Consider the following 19,234-nt stretch of genomic DNA (forward strand, 5'->3'; position numbering starts at 1 on the left):
CGAAAAAAACTGAATGACCAGATGTAAAAAAGGCCATGCATTGCATGGCCTTTTTATGTTCAGCAAGGCCTCAGTGATGCTCGCCCGCGCGCTGGCGGTTTACCTCGCACGGGGTTCCGGCGGTGCAGAAGGCATCATTGGCATTGCGCTGGGCATGTTGCTGCGCGGCCTGGCTGGCCGCCGGGGTATCGGTGGCAAAAACCTGGCTGCTGCATGCCACCAGCAGCAGGATGGGGGCGATGAATTTGCTCATGCTGTTTCCTTTAAATCGGTTTTGGGTTGTTTGATGTTTGCTGGCTGGCGCTGTCATCCCAGCTACCGCCCAGCGCACGGATCAGGCTGAGCGAGGCCAGATAGCGGTCCTGACGGATGCTCAAGGCCTGACGCCGGATGGCCAGCTCGCTGCGCTGGGCGTCCAGCAGTTCCAGCTGGCCGGTCTGGCCATTGCGATAGCGTGAGTCCGCCAGCGCACTGGCACGGGCTGCGCTGTCCACTGCTTGCTGCTGGGCTGCTTCCTGCTGCGCCAGCAGGCGGATGTCGCTGAGCGAATCCTCCACTTCTGCCAGAGACTGCAGGATGCTGTGGCGGTAATCCGCCATCGCCACCTCCATGTCGGCACGGGCCGAACCCAGCAGTGCCTGACGGCGGCCACCATCCAGCAGCGGCAGGGACAGCAGGCCTTCCACCGACCAGGCGCGGGCCGACCAGCGGAAGATGTCGCGCAGCTGCGAGCTGGCATAGCCACCGGCCGAGGTCAGTGTCAGGTCGGGAAACCAGGCGGCTTGCGCCACGCCGACACGGGTCTGGGCGGCCAGCAGCTTGCGCTGGGCGGCTGCCACATCAGGACGGCGCGCCAGCATGGCAGCGGGCAAGCCAGCGGGAATCTGCGGCAGGCTGGCATTCCAGATGGCCTCTTCCAGCCTGAAGCCGGACGCCGGCTGGCCGGTCAGCACCGCCAGTGCGTTTTCCAGCTGGGCCCGCTGGCGGTCCAGCGCAATGGCCTGGGCGCGAGTGGCTTCGCTGTCGGCTTCGATGCGCGCCAGCGACAGGCCGGACTCCTCCCCGGCCTGATAGCGCTGGCGGGTGAGCTGTGCCGTGCGGGCATAGGACTGCACGGTGTCCTGCAGCAACTGCCGTTGCTGGTCGAGCAGGCGCAGGCTGAAGTAAGTCTGTGCCACCTGGCTGGCAATCAGCAGACGGCTGCCCTGCAGCAACGCGGCACTGGCTTCGGCATCCAGCGCAGCGGCACGGCTGGCACCGGCCAACCGCCCGGCCAGGTCGATTTCATAGCTGAAATTGGCCCCGACGCTGGTCAGCTTTACCGGCGTGGTATTGCTGCTGTTCAGCAAGCTGGTACCGGACGGCCCGGCCCCGGACTGGGTGCCACGCGCATTGCCGACATTCACGCCCAGTTGCGGCATGCGGTCGGCATCGGCCACGCCCAGTGCGGCGCGGGCCTGTTGTAGACGGGCCGCCGCGGCGGCGAGGTCGGTATTGTGTTGCAGCGCGCTGTCGATCAGCCGGTTCAGCGTGCTGTCCTGATACGCCAGCCACCAGTCGCCACGGTTGGCGGCATCGGCCGGTGCGGTCAGCGTCCAGCTACCGTCGGCCAGCGTGGCCGCTGGCGGGTTCTTGTAACTGGCCGGGGTGGCCGGCAACTGACTGCCATCGATGGCGGGCGGTGTGGCGCAGGCGCTTAGCGCAGCCGCCAGCAACAGGCCCAGGGTGATTCTGTTGATCATCTATCCGCTTCCTTATTCGACGTTATGGTGCTTGGCTGCCGGGTGCAGTGCATGGCCGTGCTCATGCCCCATGGGCGGCTGGGCGATCGGGTCCAGATGCGGCACCTCGCCGTGCAGCTTCAGTGGCCGGTTGCCGGACAGGCGGCGCATCAGCACATAAAACACCGGGGTGAGGAACAGCCCGAACACGGTGACGCCTATCATGCCGCTGAACACCGCCACGCCCATGGCGTTACGCATTTCCGCGCCGGCACCATGTGCCAGCACCAGCGGCAACACACCCATGATGAAGGCGATCGAGGTCATCAGGATGGGGCGCAAACGCAGGCGGCTGGCTTCAATGGCGGCCTGCAAGGGGCTGCGTCCGGCAAACTCCAGCTCGCGGGCGAACTCGACAATCAGGATGGCGTTCTTGGCACTGAGGCCCACCAGCACCACCAGGCCGATCTGGGTGAACACATTGTTGTCGCCGTGGCTCAGCCACACCCCGGCCATGGCCGCCAGCAAGGCCATCGGCACAATCAGGATGATGGACAGCGGCAAGGCCAGGCTTTCGTATTGCGCCGCCAGCACCAGGAATACCAGCAGGATGGCAATGGGGAACACCCAACTGCCGGAATTGCCCGCGATGATTTCCTGATAGGTCAGCTCGGTCCACTCGTAGCCAATACCCGGCGGCAGGGTTTGTGCTGCTACCCGTGCCACGGCTGCTTGCGCCTGTCCGCTGGAATAGCCGGGCGCGGCACCGCCGTTGATGTCGGCGGCCAAAAAGCCGTTGTAACGCATGGCCCGTTCCGGCCCGAAGCTGGGCTTGACCTTGAGCAGGGCCGACAGCGGCACCATGCTGCCGTTGGCCGAGCGCACCTGTAGCTGGCCCACGTCTTCCGGCCGCGCACGGAAGTTGGCATCGGCCTGTACCCGTACGGTGTAGGTGCGGCCAAACTTGTTGAAGTCGTTGACGTACAGGCTGCCCAGATAAATCTGCATGGTGTTGAACACGTCATTAACCTTCACCCCCAGTTGCTGGGCCTTGCTGCGGTCCAGGTCAGCCAGCAGTTGCGGCACGTTCAGTTGGTAGCTGGTGTACAGCCCGGCTAGTTCCGGCGCCTTGGCCGCACCGGCCATGAAGGCCTTTACCGCCTTTTCCATGGCTTCATAACCCAGGCCGCCACGGTCTTCCAGCTCCAGCTTGAAACCACCGGTGGTGCCCAGGCCATGCACTGGCGGCGGCGGGAACATCACCACAAAGGCATTTTGCAACTTGCCAAACTCGGCATTCATGGCAGCGGCAATGGCATTGGCGCTCATGGCCTTGCCCTGACGCTCCTCGAAGGGCTTGAGGGTGACAAACACGATGCCGGAATTGGCACTATTGGTGAAACCGTTGATCGACAGGCCGGGGAAGGCGATGGTGTGATCCACACCGGGTATCTTCATTGCGATGTCGCTCATGCGGTGAATCACCGCATCGGTGCGGTCCAGCGTGGCACCGTCTGGCAACTGGGCAAAGCCGATCAGATACTGCTTGTCCTGCGCCGGGACAAAGCCACCCGGAATGCTGTGGAACAAGCCCACGGTGACTGCTGCCAGGCTGGCATAGATGGCCAGCATGACAAACTTGCGGCTGATGGCCTGCTTTACGCCCTGGCTGTAACGCGTGGCCCCACGGTTGAACAGGCTGTTAAAGCGGTCGAAGAAGCCGCCCAGCCAGCGGTCCATCTGGCGGGTCAGCCAGTCTTGCGGCGCGTCGTGGCGTTGCAGCAGCAAGGCAGACAGCGCCGGTGACAGCGTCAAGGAATTGATGGCGGAAATCACCGTGGAAATGGCGATGGTCAGCGCAAACTGCTTGTAGAACATGCCACTCAGACCGCCAATGAAGGCCAGCGGCACGAATACCGCCACCAGTACCAGCGCAATGGCGATGATGGGGCCGGACACTTCGCGCATGGCGCGGTAGGATGCCGCACGCGGGTCCAGCCCGGCCTCGATATTGCGCTCCACGTTTTCCACCACCACGATGGCGTCATCCACCACGATGCCGATGGCCAGCACCAGGCCAAACAAGGACAGGGTATTGATGGTGAAGCCAAAGCCGTGCATCACCGCAAAGGTACCGACAACGGACACCGGCACCGCCAGCAGCGGAATCAGCGAGGCACGCCAGGTCTGCAGGAACAGGATCACCACCAGCACCACCAGCGCAATGGCTTCCAGCAGGGTGTGCACTACCGATTCGATCGACGCGCGCACAAACTGGGTGGGGTCGAAGTCGATGGCGTAGTCCACCCCTTCCGGCATGGATTTCTTCAGCTCGGCCATGGTGGCGCGCACCTGGTCGGAAATCTGCAAGGCATTGGAGCCAGGGGCTTGCGAGATGGGAATGGCCACCGCCGCCTTGTTGTCCAGCGTGGAGCGCAGCGCGTATTCCGACGCGCCCAGCTCGATGCGGCCCAGCTCACGCAGGCGCGTAACCGCACCGTCGGCACCGGTCTTGACGATGATGTCGCCGAATTCCTGCTCGGTTTGCAGACTGCCCTGCGCGTTGATGGGGAATTGCAGCTGGATGCCCTTGGCGCTGGGGGACGCACCGATGCTACCGGCGGCGGCCTGCACGTTCTGCTCGCGGATGGCGCTTACCACATCGCTGGCCGACAAGCCATGCATGGCCACTTTTTGCGGGTCCAGCCAGATGCGCATGGAGTAATCGCCCGCACCGTACAGCCCCACCTGACCTACGCCATTGATGCGCGCCAGCCGGTCACGCACATTCAGAATGGCGTAGTTGCGCAGATAGTTCATGTCATAGCGGCCGTTGGGTGACTGCAAATGCACCACCAGCGTCAGGTCCGGGCTGCTCTTGATTGTCGTCAGGCCCAGGCGGCGCACGTCTTCCGGCAGGCGTGGCTCGGCCTGGGACACACGGTTCTGCACCAGTTGCTGCGCCTTGTCCGGGTCGGTGCCGATCTGGAAAGTCACCGTCAGCGTCATCAGGCCGTCGGTGGTGGCCTGGCTGCTCATGTACAGCATGCCCTCGGTGCCGTTGATGGCTTCTTCCAGCGGCGTGGCCACCGATTCGGCAATCACCTTGGGGTTGGCACCGGGAAACTGCGCCCGCACGATGATTTGCGGCGGCACCACTTCCGGGTATTCCGAAATCGGCAACACCCGCAAGGACAGCAGGCCCGCCAGGAAAATCAGCAGCGACAGCACACCGGCAAAAATCGGGCGGTCGATGAAGAATTTGGATAGGTTCATGAATGTCTTTCGCGTGGAAATCAGCTATTGGCCGCCGCAGTAGCCGGGGGCTGCATCGGCACCATGTGCGGCGCTACCGCTGCGCCCGGCTGCACTTTCTGCAGGCCGTCCACAATCACCCGTTCACCGGCATGCAGGCCGGCGCTGACAATGCGCAAGCCATCGACACTGGCCCCCAACTGCACCTGGCGGTAGCGCGCCTTGCTGTCCTTGTCGATCACCATCACAAAGCGCTTGTCCTGATCGGTGCCGATGGCCTGTTCATTCAGCAGCAGTGCCGGATGCCGCTTGGACTGCCCCAGCCGGATGCGCACGAACTGGCCGGGAATCAGCACGCCGTCGCGGTTGTCCACCGTGGCGCGCAGCTTGACCGTGCCGCTCTTGCCATCCACCTGGTTGTCCACCAGTTGCAGCTTGGCGGGGAAGGTTTGCGCCGTGCTGGTAGCGACCTGCAGCGGAATGTCACCCAGCCGCGCACGGGCAGTGCCGGCATCCGGCAGCTCGGCCAGCGCCTTGTTCACGGTTTCCTCGTCGGCATCAAAGCTGGCATACACCGGGTTTACCGATACCAGGGTAGTGAGCACCGGCGAGTCCGGCCCGGCCGATACCAGGTTGCCGGTAGTCACCAACAGCTTGCCCACCCGGCCGGATACCGGTGCGCGAATGGCGGTGTAGCTCAGGTTCAGCCGTGCTGTCTGCAAGGCGGCCTGCGCGGCTTTCAGGTTGGCATCGGCGGCGCGGGCGGCGTTGTTGCGCTCGTCGGCATCGCGCTGGGCAATGGCGTGATCGGCCAGCATGCGGTTGGCGCGGTCCTGCTCACTGCGGGCAAATACCAGTTGGGACTGGGCAGCGGCCACCTGGGCGGCGGCGCGGTCCACCTCGGCCTGATACGGTGCCGGGTCGATGCTCACCAGCAGGTCGCCCGCCTTCACCAGCGCACCTTCACGAAAATGCACGGCCTGGATGGCACCGGCCACGCGCGAGCGCAGCTCCACCCGCTCCACCGCCTCCAGGCGGCCGGAAAAATCCTGCCAGGTGCTCACCTCCTGCTGCACCAGCAAGGCGGCAGAAACGGGAACAGCCTGGTTGGCGGCAGCCGGCGCATCCGCCTGCACCGCCTGGCTGTGCAGGCCCAGCCAGCCGGCAGTGCCAATGGCAGCCAGCACGGCAAAGGAAATGGCAGTCATGGCCAGCGGTCGCCGGCCCTTGATGGGTAGGTTCATATTATTCATTCCGTAAAGTCAGGATGGATGGCCAACGCAGGGACGACGTGCCACCGGGCATGCGATGAAGGGGATTTGCCACAGCAGATCAACCGTGTGGCCAGAGCCTTGTTGTCGGGTGAATACGCAGGAACGGCCAGCACATGTCCGCCTGATACTCACCATCTGAATTAGGTCGGTGATCTTATCAGTCAAAAACTTAATGAACTATATGCATTTGGATTTATGCCGTTGTGAGATATTTTCATCAATATCGCCGCAACTGCGCCAAGTGATCGCGCTGGCAAGGCAAGACGGTCTTATGCCGCGTGGTAGCGCAAGGCGTCCACCAGCAGCATCAGCGCGCGGGAGGACTGGCGACGGCTGGGATAGTAGAGATGAAAACCGGGGAATACCGCGCACCAGGGTTGCAGCACTTCCTGCAGGCTGCCATCGGCCAGATAAGGCAGCACATAGTCGCGCGCGGTGTAGGCAAGGCCGATGCCGGACAGGGTGGCATGCAGCATTTGCGGCAGGGTGTTGATGGTCAATTGGCCATCTACCCGAATGGAAAACTTGTTGTCGCCCTGTTCGAATTCCCAGGCGTACAGCCCGCCATAGGTGGGCAGACGCATGCCGATGCAGTTGTGTTCGGTCAGGTCGCGCGGGTGCTCTGGCACACCATGGCGGGCAAAATAGGCCGGGGTGGCCACCACGGTGGTCTGGATATCCGGGCTGATGCGCACGGCAATCATGTCGCGTGCCACCTGGTCGCCAAAACGGATACCGGCATCAAAACGCTGCGCCACAATATCGGTCAGCCCGTAGTCGATGGACAACTCAACTTGCACATCCGGGTAGTCAGGCAGCAGTTGTGCCAGCTTGGGCAGCAGGTAATGCTCGGCGGCAAAGTCCGTTGCGGTGATGCGGATGCTGCCCGCCGGTTTGTCCCGCTGCTCGCGCAGTACCGACAGCTCGGCTTCGATTTCGTCCAGCCGGGGGGCAAAAATGGCCAGCACCTGCTCGCCTGCCGTGGTCAGCGCCACACTGCGCGTGGTACGGGTAACCAGCCGCATGCCCAGGCTTTCTTCCAGCCCACGCATGGTATGGCTCACCGCCGAGGGCGACACCCCCAGTTTTGCCGCTGCACGGGTAAAACTGCCTTCGCGGGCCACCAGGACAAAGGTGCGCAGATCATTCAGGTTTTCGCGGGCCATTATTGAAATAATCTCATCTGGATTGGGCGATTATTTCGGAATAATGCAACTTTGAATAGTGCTGTTCCGTTGCCGTATCGAGACTGCGTGCCGTCAATGGTTAGAGGGTGTGTTGGAATCGGACCACGCGCAGGGCATCGCTGAACAGTAGCTGTAAATCTGCTTCCCCCTGAGATCTTACCCACTGGGTCACCACCACCCGGATGATTGTAAAAAGGACGTTAGGGTAGAGGTGTCTTTGCATGGACAAGGCAGCATCTTCCGCCGGGGCGTTGCGTGCGATGATGTCGGCCACCTCATCCGCCAGTTGCGCAGTCATGGCATGTTTGCGCGCACTGATTTGCGGGGAAGATGCGATGACACGCTCCAGCGCCAGATAAAATTCCTTGCGCGATGCATACAAGGCCAGCAATTCTCGTGCGCCTGAAATCAGCGCATCCGGAATCGGCTCTGCTGCTATCCGGTTTAGCAAACCTGCAAGAAAGCCAGACATGCTGTCCTCCAGCCAACTGAGCACGATGTCTTCTTTGGTGGGGAAATAACGCAACAAGGTGCGCGGGGAGATCTCGACAGCCGCGGCGATCTGATTGATGGTGGTGACCTCAAAGCCTTGTTGGCCGAATAGTTCCAATGCCGCTTCCAACAATTGCAGGCGGGTCTTGTCCTTCTTTGACTGCCTTAAACCCAAGGTCGACTCCTTCAAATTCGGGTGCTGCCGTCAGCTAGCTGATTGATTAGGCTGCATAGCATAGCAGAGGGGCTGGGCCAAATGGACATGCGCCATACACGAAGGTATGGCGCATCTTGCTGGTTGCAAGCCGATCAGGCTTGCAACTCAGGCCAGCAAGCTTACCGGGTATGACCGGGTTCAAACCATGTGGACGAATTTGGTAAGCAGATAAGCACTGATGCCTTCGATACCATTTTCACTACCGTAGCCACTTTGCTTGACCCCGCCAAACGGGCCTTCTGGCATACCAAAGTAATAGGTGTTGATACCGACCATGCCACTCTCGATGCGATCCGCAAGCAAATTGGCGCGCGCAAGTGAGCGGGTAAATGCATATGCCCCAAGGCCGAAGGGGAGGCGATTGGCCTGGTCGATTGCATCCTCCAGCTTCTCAAAGCGCGAGATGGTTGCTACCGGACCAAATGGTTCTTGATTCATGATCTCCGCCTCTTCAGGTACGTTGGTCAGCACCGTCGGAGCCCAGAAATATCCCTCTCTGTCGATGCGGTATCCACCGGTTTCAAGCGTAGCGCCGCGGGTGACGGCATCGGAAATCAAACGCTCCATCGCGGCCAGGCGGCGCGCATTGGCCAGTGGTCCCATGGTGGTCTCGGGGTCAAAGCCGTCGCCCAGCTTGATTGCCTTGGCTCCTTGCACAAACGCGCTGACAAACTGCGCGTAGACAGCGTCCTGTACATAGAAGCGAGTCGGCGCAATGCAACTGGCACCTGCGTTAAAGAACTTGTTCGATACCGATGCGGCCACTGCCGCTTCGATGTCTGCGTCGTCACAAACAATAACCGGTGCGTGGCCGCCCAATTCCATCGTGATGGGCGTGATGTTCTCTGCCGCCAGTTTTGCCAACTGTCGCCCAACCGGTTCCGGACCTGTGAATGAAACCTTGCGGATAATTTTGGATGCCAGCAGGGTACGGGAAATAAAGTCAGGATCGCCCAGCACCACATTAAGCACCCCTGCAGGCAAGCCGGCTGCAGCGAAGGCTTCGGCAATCAGCAGGCAAGTGGCCGGGGTTTCCTCGGAGGGCTTGATCACCATCGAGCAGCCCGCCGCGAGCGCTGCTGCAATCTTGCGCCCGGTCAGCAGTGCCGGGACATTCCATGGCGCGAATGCGGCCACGGGGCCGATTGGCTCATGGGATACCACGGCCCTGCCATGGGGGAGGCGTGGTTCCAGGGTGCGGCCATAAATGCGCTTGGCTTCTTCGGCGCACCAGGTCATTGAATCCAGCGTCAAATCCACTTCCATGCGGGCTTCCGCATTGGGTTTGCCCACCTCCAGCGTCAGCAAGGATTCAAGTTGCTGGCGGCGCTCACGCAACCAGGCAACGGCGCGCTCGATGACGGCTGCGCGCTGCCATGCCGGGACAGTACGCCAAGTTTTAAAGCCGCGTGCTGTCGAACTTAAGGCGTCCTGCAGATCGTCAGCGGTGGCATGCGGCATGCGGGCCAGTACCTGGCCGTTCAGGGGATTGATTACCTCGCTGTGCGCCCGATCGCCGCCAGCCAGTTTTTGGCCATCGATCCATAGATACAGTGGAAGGTAGGGGGTTGAGGACATGGGTAGACTCCGGTCGGTTAAAGGAAAGGCGCTGTGCGGCCTGCTATCCATAGCGATAATATGTCACTTGGTGACAAATGTCACCAAGTGACATTTGTCCTGTGGTGTAATTGGTACGCAGGTCTGCCGCGCTGCCTTGCCAGCATGGAAGTCTTAATGAGTGATCCGCAGGATGATTAACTTCTGGCCCCCTCTACCCCGCGCTCATGGGCCAGGGTGAGTTCTTCTCGGCTCAGTAAAAAGTCAGCGGAATCAGTCAGCCGGTCCACCGCAAGATCAATGAAGCGCCTTACCCTTGCCGGCTGGGCAGCGCGACTGCCGTAATAAATAAACAGGCTGTAGTTGTCGGCCATGTTGTCCAGCAGGATGGGTACCAACTGGCCACTGCGGATCAGGTGCGCAGCAGTGGGCGCAGCAAGTTGGGCAATCACTTCACCTGCCAGTACGGCGCGCAATTCAATCGCTTCATCATTGGTGCAGAAGACTGGATTGACCGGTTGATCCTGCATGCTGTCACCTACCCGCACGCGCCACGGCACCACGCGGCCATCACTGGCCCGGCGAAAGGCGCTACAGCGATGCGCGCCCAGTTCGTACAGGCTGTGTGGCCTGCCGTGCTTGCGCAAATAACTGGGTGCCGCGCAGATGATCAGCTGCATGGGAAACAGGCGGCGCGCCACCAGTCCTTCCTGTGGCGAGTTGCCCAAGCGGAAACCGACGTCGATGCGGTCTTCCACCCAGTTGCCGATGCGGTCATCCAGTTGCACGTCCAGTTGTACTTCCGGGTAGAGCCGACAGTATTCGTCCATTACCGGGCCGATGACGGCGTGCAGCACGGTGCGCGGCCCGACGATGCGCAGCGGCCCTGATAGCTCATTCTTGCTTTGGCGTACGGTGGTGAGGGCTTGCTGGAAGCCGATCAGCGAGGGTTGTACCGCTTCCAGAAAGCGCTGTCCTTCTTCAGTCAGCGACATGCTGCGGGTGGTGCGGTGGAACAGGCGCACGCCCAGGTATTGTTCCAACTGCCCCAGTGCCTTGCTGGCGGCTTGCGGTGAAATCTGTTGTGCGGCGGCGGCCTGGCTCAGGCTGCCCAGTTCGGCGGTGCGGACAAAGGTGGTGATGGAGCGCAGCTCATTAATCGGCATGGCTTGGATCCTGGTAAAGATTATCATCAATAAGTTGTAGATTATTCAAATAATAATGCGCTAGTTCAATGTTTATCCGACAGCTAAAGTGACGGCCATCAACATCATCCGTCGCAAGGCGGCAGGGGATAAGCATGGATAACTTTACTTTTTTCAATCCCACCAAGATTGACTTCGGCACAGACAAAGAGCAGCTGATCGGTCAGCACCTGGCCGAGCATGGCATTAGCAAGGTGCTGCTGTGCTATGGCAGCGAGCGCATCAAGCGTGACGGCCTGTTTCAGACGGTAAGCCAGAGCCTGGCCGCGCATGGCATCGAATTTGTCGAATTTGGCGGCATTGTCAGCAACCCGGTACTGAGCAAGGTGCGTGAGGGGATTGCACTGGCGCGCGGCCATCAGGTGGGTGCCGTGCTCAGTGTGGGCGGCGGTTCGGTGCTGGACAGCAGCAAGGCCATTGCCGCCGGGGTGGCATACGCTGGCGATGTGTGGGATCTGTTCATCGGCAAGGCGGCGATTGAGTCTGCATTACCGGTGTTTTCCATCCTGACGCTGGCGGCTACCGGCAGCGAGATGAACAGTGGCGCGGTGGTGACCAACGAGGCCACCAAGGAAAAGTTTGCCATCCAGTCGGTGCATACCTTCCCGCGTGTTTCCATTGTCAACCCGGCGCTGATGCAGACGGTGTCGCGCGACTATCTGGTGTATTCGGCCGCCGACATCATCGCCCACTGCATTGAAGGCTATTTCACCGCCACGGTGCAGCCGAAGCTGCATTCGCGCATGGTGGAGGCCATCGTCAAGACCGTGATCGACAACACCCAGGTGCTGCTGGAGCAGCCGGACAACTATCCGGCCCGTGCCGAGTTTGCCTGGGCGGCCACCCAAGCCCTCAACGGCCTGATCTATGCCGGAACTGCCGGCTTTAACTACCCCAATCACATGATCGAACACGCCTTGTCGGCGCTGTTCAATGTGCCGCACGGTGCCGGTCTGTCGGTGATCATGCCGGCCTGGATGAAGTGGTATTACCAGCGCAATCCGGCGCAGTTCCAGCGCTTTGCCAAGCAGGTATTCGCTCTGGATGACGGACTGCAGGGCATTGCCGCACTGGAAAACTGGTTTGACAGCATCGGCACCCCCACGCGTCTGTCACAACTGGGTATCAGCAAGACCGATCTGCCGGCCATCACCGACGTGGTGCTGGGCAATGCGCAGTGGTTTGGTATTGCCGACATCTACACGAAAGACGTTGTGGCCGAGATTCTGCAACTGGCCCTCTAACTCACATCAAGCAAGGAAAAAACAATGCGCAAGGAAGTTATCGTCATTATTGGTGCCGGTGGTATTGGGGTGGCCATTGCGCGCCGCCAGGGTTTTGGCCGTACGGTGCTACTGGCCGATTACAACGAAACCACCCTGCATCAGGCTGCGCAATCGATGCGTGACGCTGGGTATGCGGTGGAAACGCAAGTGGTGGATGTCACCTCGCGTCAGTCGGTACAAAAACTGGCGGCGACTGCAGCGGCCCTGGGCGATGTGATGCAGCTTGTGAATACCGCAGGTCTATCACCAAACATGGCACCCGTTGAAGATGTGTTGAAAGTGGACCTGTATGGCGCAGCAGTGGTGTTCGATGAGTTTGAGAAGGTGATTGCACCTAAAGGCTCCGGGCTGATCATCTCCAGCATGGCCGGACACATGATGCCCGCCCTGCCGCCCGAGCAAGACCAGGCGCTGCTGCATACGCCGACCGAAGAACTCTTGTCCCTGCCTTTCCTGCAAGCAGAGGCCATCCCGAATACGGTGGTGGCTTACATGATCGCCAAGCGCGCCAACCACCTGCGTGTGCAAGCCTCCGCAATCAGCTGGGGCGCGCGTGCTGCCCGTGTCAACTCCATCAGTCCCGGCATTGTGGTGACACCGCTGGCACTGCATGAACTCAATTCGGAAATCGGTGGCATGTACCGCGCCATGATTGAGGCATCCCCTGCCAAGCGCATGGCACCGCCGGAGGAAATCGCCATTGCTGCGTCTTTCTTGTTGGGACCGGATGCCGCATTCGTTACCGGCAGTGATCTGCTGATTGATGGCGGTGTGATTGCCGCAATGAAAACCGGCACGTTGGCGACACCAGATTAAAAACTGCCTTGCATGTTTTAGCCAAGTGATAGGCAAGCCGCTTTTTAAAAGACGGCTTGCCATTACTCCATGCTCTTATTCTCAGCTGCATATTGCTGTCAATGCCCAGTGCATTTGTGCATGGCGTTAAGGGAAGAGTAGTCAAGATTCAGCTTACAGGTAATACGTTGATGACACGCGTTTTGATTCTCGGTGCCAATGGTCAGTTGGCCCGGCATACCATGCCATTTCTTCTTGCCCACCAAGACATACAGTTAACGCTTTATTTACGGCGGAAAAACCGTCTGGCCAATCCGGACCCGGAACGGGTGTCCATGATTGAAGGCGATGTGCTTGAGCAAGATACCCTGCAGGCCGCAATGCATGGCCAGGATGTGGTCTATGCCAATCTTGCGGGTGATATGGCGGCTCAGGCACGGTGCATTATCACTGCCATGCAGTCTACTGGTGTGCGTCGTCTTATTTTCATTAGTTCCATGGGGATTTATGGCGAAGTGCCGGGTGAAAAATACCGCAGCATACTAAACCCATACCGTGATTCAGCAGCCCTGGTGGAAGCCTCTGGGCTTGACTACACCGTGCTGCGTCCCGGTTGGTTCACACGAGAACAATCGTTCAATTACCAGTTGACCAGGAAAGGGGAGCCATTCAAAGGACATGACGTATCCCTGAACGGCCTTTCTACGCTGATTACCAAGCTTGTACTGACTCCAGGCTTGGAGATCGGGCAAAGCCTGGGTGTGAGCAAAGCATGAGCCCTCAACATAAGCCAGTGAACCACGGCATGGTGTTAAGCATCATCATGCTGAGTTATCTGATGCTGGTTGTTGATACATCCATCGTGCTCACAGGGCTGCCACGCATCCAGGCGGCACTGGGTTTTACCCCAGCCGGTCTGTCCTGGATTCAAAACGCGTATACCTTGGCGTTTGGTGGTTTCCTGATGCTAGGAGCCCGGACTGGCGACATTCTGGGCCGTCGTCGCATGTTCATCACCGGCCTTGCCATTTTTACCTTGGCCTCACTTGCAATTGGCTCAGCAAGCAGTCCAGCCTGGATGATCATCTTTCGGGCAGTCCAGGGCTTGGGTGCTGCGGTGTTGGCACCATCGACACTAGCCTTGATTTCCACGCACTTTGCAGAAGGCCGCGCCCGCACGCGCGCACTGTCGCTATATGCCGCCGCCGCCGGAATTGGCGCAACGGTTGGCATGGTACTTGGCGGCTTGCTGGCAGATCTTATTTCCTGGCGTGCAGGATTTTTCATCAATCTTCCAATTGGCGCAGCGCTGATGATTGGAAGCTTGCGTTATATAAATGAAACTCCCCGGCAAACCGGGCGCTTTGATATTGCCGGGGCGCTGACATCCACGCTTGGTATGTGCGCACTGGTATTTGGCATCGTGGAAGCCGCCGAGTCTGGCTGGGCCTCGCCATTAAGCTGGGCCAGCATCGCTATTGGCCTTGTGTTATTGGCGACATTTATCTGGATTGAATCGCGGGCCAAACAACCGTTGCTGCCGCTCACCCTCTTGAGTGACGCAAAGCGTAATGCGGCCTACCTTGCGCGTTTGCTATTTCTGAGTGGCATGGTTGGCTTCTGGTTCTTTACCGCACAGTATCTGCAAGGTGTCCTTGGTTTCACCCCGATGCTGGCCGGACTTGCGTTTATTCCAGTGACCATTCCGCAAATGGCGACCTCGCTTTCGGTGCCTGTCGCAGTCAGACGCTTTGGTCATCGGCGTATTTTGCTGCTTGGTCTGGCCGTGTGTGTGGCTGGTGTTGTATTGCAAGGCTTGTGTGCCACACAAGCATCTTATCTGGGCGGCGTGCTGTTACCGATGTTGCTGGTGGGTTTTGGGCAGGGCTGGGTGTTGGCACCGCTGACAGTTGCCGGCGTGGCTGGGGTAGAGGCAAATAATGCCGGTGCGGCTTCCGGTGTTCTCAATGTGGCTCACCAGATTGGAGCCACATTGGGTTTGGCCATTCTGATCGTGGTTTATTCCGCTGGGCATGCCACGGCATATGATGCTGCCGCTATGGCTTTACACACCGGCCACGTCCTTTATGTGTCCGCGCTATTTCTCTGCATCGCTTTGTTTGTATCGCTGCGCTACATACGTTTTGACGCAGTGGCTCAGTTATCTCCACAGTCAGCCAATTACCAGGCCACTGGGCAGGAAGCCTGAGTTTGTCGGTATCTGGCGTATAACTGTTGATAAGAAAGATTAATATGCAAACAATTACACTGAACAACGACATTCAGATGCCATTGCAAGGATTCGGTGTATTTCAGATGAATGAGCCGGCGGAGTGTGAAGCCTGTGTGGCTGCAGCCTTGCAAACCGGTTATCGATTGATTGATACCGCAGCTTCCTATGGCAACGAAGAGGCTGTTGGACGTGCCATTGCATCCAGTGGCATTCCACGCGAGCAACTGTTCATCACCACCAAGCTTTGGCTGCACGATACCGGCTACGAACAGACGCTGCAGGCGTTTGAACGTTCCATGGCCAGACTCCAACTGGACTATCTGGATCTGTACCTGATCCATCAACCATATGGTGATATCCATGGCTCATGGCGAGCCATGGAACAGTTGTATCGGGATGGTCGTATTCGCGCCATTGGCGTCAGCAATTTTCATCCGGATCGTGTCATGGATTTGGTGATGCGTAACAAGGTGGTGCCGGCGGTAAACCAGATAGAGACCCACCCATTCTGCCAGCAGACAGCCACTGCACGGTTTTTGCAGCAGCAGGGTATCCAGCTTGAATCCTGGGGACCATTTGCGGAAGGGCGTAACAATCTTTTTGGTAATGAAGTATTGCAAGATATCGCGCAACAGCATGGCCGTTCCGTGGCTCAGATCGTGCTACGCTGGTTGCTGCAACGCGGCGTGGTGGCCATTCCCAAATCGGTTCGCCCGGAACGCATGCTGGAAAACTTCACCATCAACGACTTCGAATTGAGTGCGGCAGACATGGCCAGAATTGCTAGGCTCGATACCGCCAGCAGTGCATTTTTTGATCACCGAGATCCTGCGATGGTGAAGTGGCTCTACGAAGCACATCGCCCTACCTGATGCCAGGCTTGCACTGGTTATTCAAATCATATTGCAATCAAGGACTGATATGGTTATTCGAATGCCGTGGTTTTATTCAATGGTTTTTTAGGCAGTGCCGTGGAATAAAAAATGGCGGGGAGAGTCTGATGGACTTTCCCCGCTTCTTCATCAATCATACGCGGTAGTTTGACTTAGGCCTGATTGGGCGATGCAAGAATTATAACAGCTCAATTGCCAAGGCAATACCTTGTCCGCCGCCTATGCATAGTGTTACCAGACCGCGTTTCAGCCCGGCTCGCTGGAGGGAATGAATCAGACGCGTTGTTAATATCGCACCGGTTGCACCAATTGGATGTCCATGCGCAATGGCACCACCTTCGACATTGACAATATTCTCATCGATTCCCAATTCGCGCATTACTGCGAGCGGGACCGCGGCAAAAGCTTCATTAATTTCAATTCGGTCAAGTTGAGCCAGTGTCCAGTTGGCACGCTGCAGCGCTTGTTGCACTGCGGGTACCGGACCAATTCCAAACATGCCAGGTTCAACGGCAGCAATGCCAAACGATACTAAGCGGGCGACTGCTTGCAAGTGGTTTTTTTCAGCAAAACTTCTTTCCGCCACAATCAGTGCCGCGGCACCACTATTCAGGCCCGGTGCATTCCCTGCGGTAATGGTGCCAGGTGTACGGAATGCCGGCTTCAGGTTTTGCAATACTTCCAGTGTGGTATCTGGTCGATTGGCTTCATCTCGATTGAACTGATAAACGCCTTTTTTGGTTTCTATCTCAACTGCCGTGATTTCAGCATCGAATACACCACTATTTTGTGCGGCAGAGAAATTCCGTTGCGAACGCAGCGCCCAGCGATCCTGCTCCTCGCGGCTGATACCATATTTTTCCACCAGGTCTTCGGTATGCCACCCGGAGTGCTTGTGAGAAAATGCATCAATCAGACCATCGTGCAGCATACTGTCATAGACCTGTACATTGCCCATGCGTGCCCCCCATCGGCCGGAGGGCAGCAAGTAGGGTGCCATATCCATGTTTTCCATTCCCCCGGCAATTATCGCCTGGGAGTAACCAAAGCTGATTTCTTGCGCGGCGGATACGATTGCTTGAACACCAGAGCCGCAGACCCGGTTGACCGAAAAGGCCGGTACCGCGTCGGGCAGACCGCCAGCGATGGCTGCCTGGCGAGCCGGATTCATGCGGTTGCCGGCCTGGACAACATTGCCCATTACCACGCCATCTATTTTCTCAGGATCAAGTCCGGAGCGTCTGAGCGTCTCACGAATCACTACGCCACCAAGCATCATGGCCGATGTGGACTTCAAAGACCCAGCAAATGAACCAATAGCGGTTCGTACAGGGTGGCACAGTACAATTTCATGTTGGCTCATTTTAATCTCCTGTTTGTTCAGATATGAGGCCGTGTTGCGGTAATGGAAAGTTTTAATGCTGACTACGCAAAAGTAAGGCGAATCTGGCTGATGTCTTGGCTTAGAGATTGATTGCTTTTATTGTGTTCATGAATATTTGTACTGCCAATGATATTGGCTGTGTTTTTATATGGCTCAGCGTTCTGTATTTTTTATATCGCGCGGTAATATTGTTGAATGAATTGGGTTTTTCACATAAGTGGATGGTTTGCCCGGCGTTAGTGGCCGGTTCTTGCGGCCATTGCAGGGCGTGTATTGATAGGCAGGCATAGCAGTGCCGTCAGCAGGGCCAAGCTCATGTGACAGAGGTAGACTGTATTGAAATCAGCTCTCTCCAGACCTGCACGACCCAGCAAGAGCACGGTAAGGGCAACCCCCAATACCGAACCAATTTGCCGTATGGCCTGGTTAATGGCACCGCCGACGGCATAATGACTGGACGGCAAGTGGCTTACCGCTGCACCTGACAAGGACGGCATGACCATTCCCACACCAACCCCGCTGATAAGCATGCCTGGAAGCCAGTGGGTCAGATACGCTGGCCCGGCACCGGGCACCAGCAAGAACCACAAGGCACTGCTGGCATAGATCAGACATCCCGCTACAAGTAAGGCGCGGTGGCCATGCCGACTTGCTATCCTGCCCGAGATTGCTGCGACCGGTATGACCATCAACGGGCCTGGTGCTACCGCCAGACCAGCCAGTGGCAGCGAGTAGTGCCAGATTGACTTCATGTAGAAAAAGAAGGCAAAGAACATCATCGAAAATGCGATGCCAAAGCTCAAGGTGGCGAGATTGACATACCGGTAGGTGACGTTGCGAAACAACGCCAGGTCCACCAGTGGTGCGCGGCTGATACCTGCCCAGGCAATAAAGCCCAGCGTGCATACAAGGCCTACTCCGGCTGCGGCAAACAGTTCGTTTTGCGACCACGCTGGTGATTCGGCTTGCACGATGGATAGCGCCAGGGCGGCGATGCCAATGATCAGCAATGCCATGCCCAGCACGTCTACTGGCGCTTGCAGCCGGGAAGTCTGCCTGGTTTCCGTCAGTATTGTTGTGCCACGCCAGATGGCCAGCACACCTATTGGCACATTCAGGTAGAAGGCCCACTGCCAGCCAATTGCTGCGATCACGAAAGCACCAAGACTGGGGCCTATCGCCGCGGCCAGGCCGCCCACCGCTCCCCATAAACTGACAGCGATGGCGCGCTTGTCCGCCGGGAATGCCGCAATCACCAGGGAAAGTGAGGAAGGTGTCAGTAGTGAAGCACCGATAGCCTGCAAGACTCTGGCTATCACCAGCCATGTCACACTGACAGCCAATCCGCAGCCGACTGATGCGATCAAAAACAGCACAAGGCCCAGCAGAAAGACTTTTTTACGTCCATGCTTGTCCGCCAGGCCTCCTGCAGGTATCAGCATGGCTGCATAGGCCACGGTGTAGGCATTAAGCACCCACGACAGATCTGCTGGCGTTGCGTGCGGGAAGCCAGTGCTTAAGGCGCTGAACGCCGAAAACAGCATGGTCCCGTCCATCGATACGATGAACACAGCCAGGCTGGCTACCCAGAATACTTGCCAGGGGCTGACGGTGCCGCGGGCGCTGCTTGCAGCGGCTGGTTTCATCTCGGTGGACGAGGGTTTGATCAGCTTGCTCTCAGAGTCTGTCATTGACTTGCCCCGGCGATAAGCTGGCTGGCTTTCGCCGTGCAAAG

Annotated in this window: 15 protein-coding genes; 5 read left to right on the plus strand and 10 right to left on the minus strand. The window is 58.5% G+C overall.

Annotation, left to right across the window (positions count from 1 at the left end):
• Window positions 1–70: 70 nt before the first annotated feature.
• The 8 genes from DLM_RS02520 to DLM_RS02555 form a co-directional block, all read right to left on the minus strand.
• Window positions 71–253 (minus strand): hypothetical protein, encoded by a 183-nt coding sequence (locus DLM_RS02520; protein ID WP_089084942.1) that lies wholly within the window; start codon window positions 251–253, stop codon window positions 71–73.
• 10 nt (window positions 254–263) lie between these two features.
• Complete coding sequence (locus DLM_RS02525) at window positions 264–1,742, minus strand: efflux transporter outer membrane subunit (RefSeq protein ID WP_089084941.1); 1,479 nt, start codon at window positions 1,740–1,742, stop codon at window positions 264–266.
• A gap of 12 nt (window positions 1,743–1,754) precedes the next feature.
• Complete coding sequence (locus DLM_RS02530; RefSeq protein WP_089084940.1) at window positions 1,755–4,997, minus strand: efflux RND transporter permease subunit; 3,243 nt, start codon at window positions 4,995–4,997, stop codon at window positions 1,755–1,757.
• 20 nt (window positions 4,998–5,017) lie between these two features.
• Window positions 5,018–6,220 (minus strand): efflux RND transporter periplasmic adaptor subunit, encoded by a 1,203-nt coding sequence (locus tag DLM_RS02535; protein WP_197715492.1) that lies wholly within the window; start codon window positions 6,218–6,220, stop codon window positions 5,018–5,020.
• 299 nt (window positions 6,221–6,519) lie between these two features.
• Entirely contained in the window at window positions 6,520–7,416 is an 897-nt protein-coding gene (locus DLM_RS02540) for a LysR family transcriptional regulator (protein WP_089084938.1), read from the minus strand.
• A 100-nt stretch (window positions 7,417–7,516) separates the two neighbouring features.
• On the minus strand, window positions 7,517–8,062 hold the full coding sequence (locus DLM_RS02545) for a TetR/AcrR family transcriptional regulator (protein WP_231960016.1): 546 nt from the start codon (window positions 8,060–8,062) through the stop codon (window positions 7,517–7,519).
• A gap of 222 nt (window positions 8,063–8,284) precedes the next feature.
• Window positions 8,285–9,724 (minus strand): NAD-dependent succinate-semialdehyde dehydrogenase, encoded by a 1,440-nt coding sequence (locus tag DLM_RS02550; RefSeq protein ID WP_089084936.1) that lies wholly within the window; start codon window positions 9,722–9,724, stop codon window positions 8,285–8,287.
• Window positions 9,725–9,900: 176 nt separating this feature from the next.
• Window positions 9,901–10,869, minus strand: a complete 969-nt coding sequence (locus DLM_RS02555; RefSeq protein ID WP_197715493.1) for a LysR family transcriptional regulator — start codon at window positions 10,867–10,869, stop codon at window positions 9,901–9,903.
• Between the two features lie 134 nt (window positions 10,870–11,003).
• Between DLM_RS02555 and DLM_RS02560 the strand changes: the two genes are divergently transcribed.
• The 5 genes from DLM_RS02560 (at window position 11,004) to DLM_RS02580 (ending at window position 16,094) form a co-directional block, all read left to right on the plus strand.
• Window positions 11,004–12,152 (plus strand): iron-containing alcohol dehydrogenase, encoded by a 1,149-nt coding sequence (locus tag DLM_RS02560; RefSeq protein ID WP_089084935.1) that lies wholly within the window; start codon window positions 11,004–11,006, stop codon window positions 12,150–12,152.
• A 24-nt stretch (window positions 12,153–12,176) separates the two neighbouring features.
• Window positions 12,177–13,010, plus strand: coding sequence for an SDR family oxidoreductase (locus DLM_RS02565; RefSeq protein ID WP_089084934.1), 834 nt, complete (start codon window positions 12,177–12,179; stop codon window positions 13,008–13,010).
• Window positions 13,011–13,180: 170 nt separating this feature from the next.
• Window positions 13,181–13,765, plus strand: a complete 585-nt coding sequence (locus tag DLM_RS02570) for an NAD(P)H-binding protein (RefSeq protein ID WP_089085092.1) — start codon at window positions 13,181–13,183, stop codon at window positions 13,763–13,765.
• Window positions 13,762–15,198 (plus strand): MFS transporter, encoded by a 1,437-nt coding sequence (locus DLM_RS02575; protein ID WP_089084933.1) that lies wholly within the window; start codon window positions 13,762–13,764, stop codon window positions 15,196–15,198. Before DLM_RS02570 ends, DLM_RS02575 begins: the two co-directional genes overlap by 4 nt.
• 44 nt (window positions 15,199–15,242) lie before the next feature.
• Window positions 15,243–16,094, plus strand: a complete 852-nt coding sequence (locus DLM_RS02580) for an aldo/keto reductase (RefSeq protein WP_089084932.1) — start codon at window positions 15,243–15,245, stop codon at window positions 16,092–16,094.
• Between the two features lie 199 nt (window positions 16,095–16,293).
• Here DLM_RS02580 and DLM_RS02585 read toward each other — a convergent pair whose 3' ends face one another.
• Both DLM_RS02585 and DLM_RS02590 read right to left on the minus strand, forming a co-directional pair.
• On the minus strand, window positions 16,294–17,478 hold the full coding sequence (locus DLM_RS02585; RefSeq protein ID WP_089084931.1) for a thiolase family protein: 1,185 nt from the start codon (window positions 17,476–17,478) through the stop codon (window positions 16,294–16,296).
• A 257-nt stretch (window positions 17,479–17,735) separates the two neighbouring features.
• Entirely contained in the window at window positions 17,736–19,232 is a 1,497-nt protein-coding gene (locus DLM_RS02590; RefSeq protein WP_197715494.1) for a DHA2 family efflux MFS transporter permease subunit, read from the minus strand.
• Window positions 19,233–19,234 lie beyond the last annotated feature (2 nt).

Source organism: Aquitalea magnusonii, from assembly GCF_002217795.2.
GTDB lineage: Bacteria > Pseudomonadota > Gammaproteobacteria > Burkholderiales > Chromobacteriaceae > Aquitalea > Aquitalea magnusonii_B.

Coding starts and splice junctions, on each gene's coding strand:
- DLM_RS02550 (WP_089084936.1), bottom strand. CDS start 9,724: ATGTCCTCAACCCCCTACCTTCCACTGTATCTATGGATCGATGGCCAA.
- DLM_RS02525 (WP_089084941.1), bottom strand. CDS start 1,742: ATGATCAACAGAATCACCCTGGGCCTGTTGCTGGCGGCTGCGCTAAGC.
- DLM_RS02560 (WP_089084935.1), top strand. CDS start 11,004: ATGGATAACTTTACTTTTTTCAATCCCACCAAGATTGACTTCGGCACA.
- DLM_RS02575 (WP_089084933.1), top strand. CDS start 13,762: ATGAGCCCTCAACATAAGCCAGTGAACCACGGCATGGTGTTAAGCATC.
- DLM_RS02540 (WP_089084938.1), bottom strand. CDS start 7,416: ATGGCCCGCGAAAACCTGAATGATCTGCGCACCTTTGTCCTGGTGGCC.
- DLM_RS02585 (WP_089084931.1), bottom strand. CDS start 17,478: ATGAGCCAACATGAAATTGTACTGTGCCACCCTGTACGAACCGCTATT.
- DLM_RS02535 (WP_197715492.1), bottom strand. CDS start 6,220: ATGAACCTACCCATCAAGGGCCGGCGACCGCTGGCCATGACTGCCATT.
- DLM_RS02555 (WP_197715493.1), bottom strand. CDS start 10,869: ATGCCGATTAATGAGCTGCGCTCCATCACCACCTTTGTCCGCACCGCC.
- DLM_RS02530 (WP_089084940.1), bottom strand. CDS start 4,997: ATGAACCTATCCAAATTCTTCATCGACCGCCCGATTTTTGCCGGTGTG.
- DLM_RS02580 (WP_089084932.1), top strand. CDS start 15,243: ATGCAAACAATTACACTGAACAACGACATTCAGATGCCATTGCAAGGA.
- DLM_RS02570 (WP_089085092.1), top strand. CDS start 13,181: ATGACACGCGTTTTGATTCTCGGTGCCAATGGTCAGTTGGCCCGGCAT.
- DLM_RS02520 (WP_089084942.1), bottom strand. CDS start 253: ATGAGCAAATTCATCGCCCCCATCCTGCTGCTGGTGGCATGCAGCAGC.
- DLM_RS02565 (WP_089084934.1), top strand. CDS start 12,177: ATGCGCAAGGAAGTTATCGTCATTATTGGTGCCGGTGGTATTGGGGTG.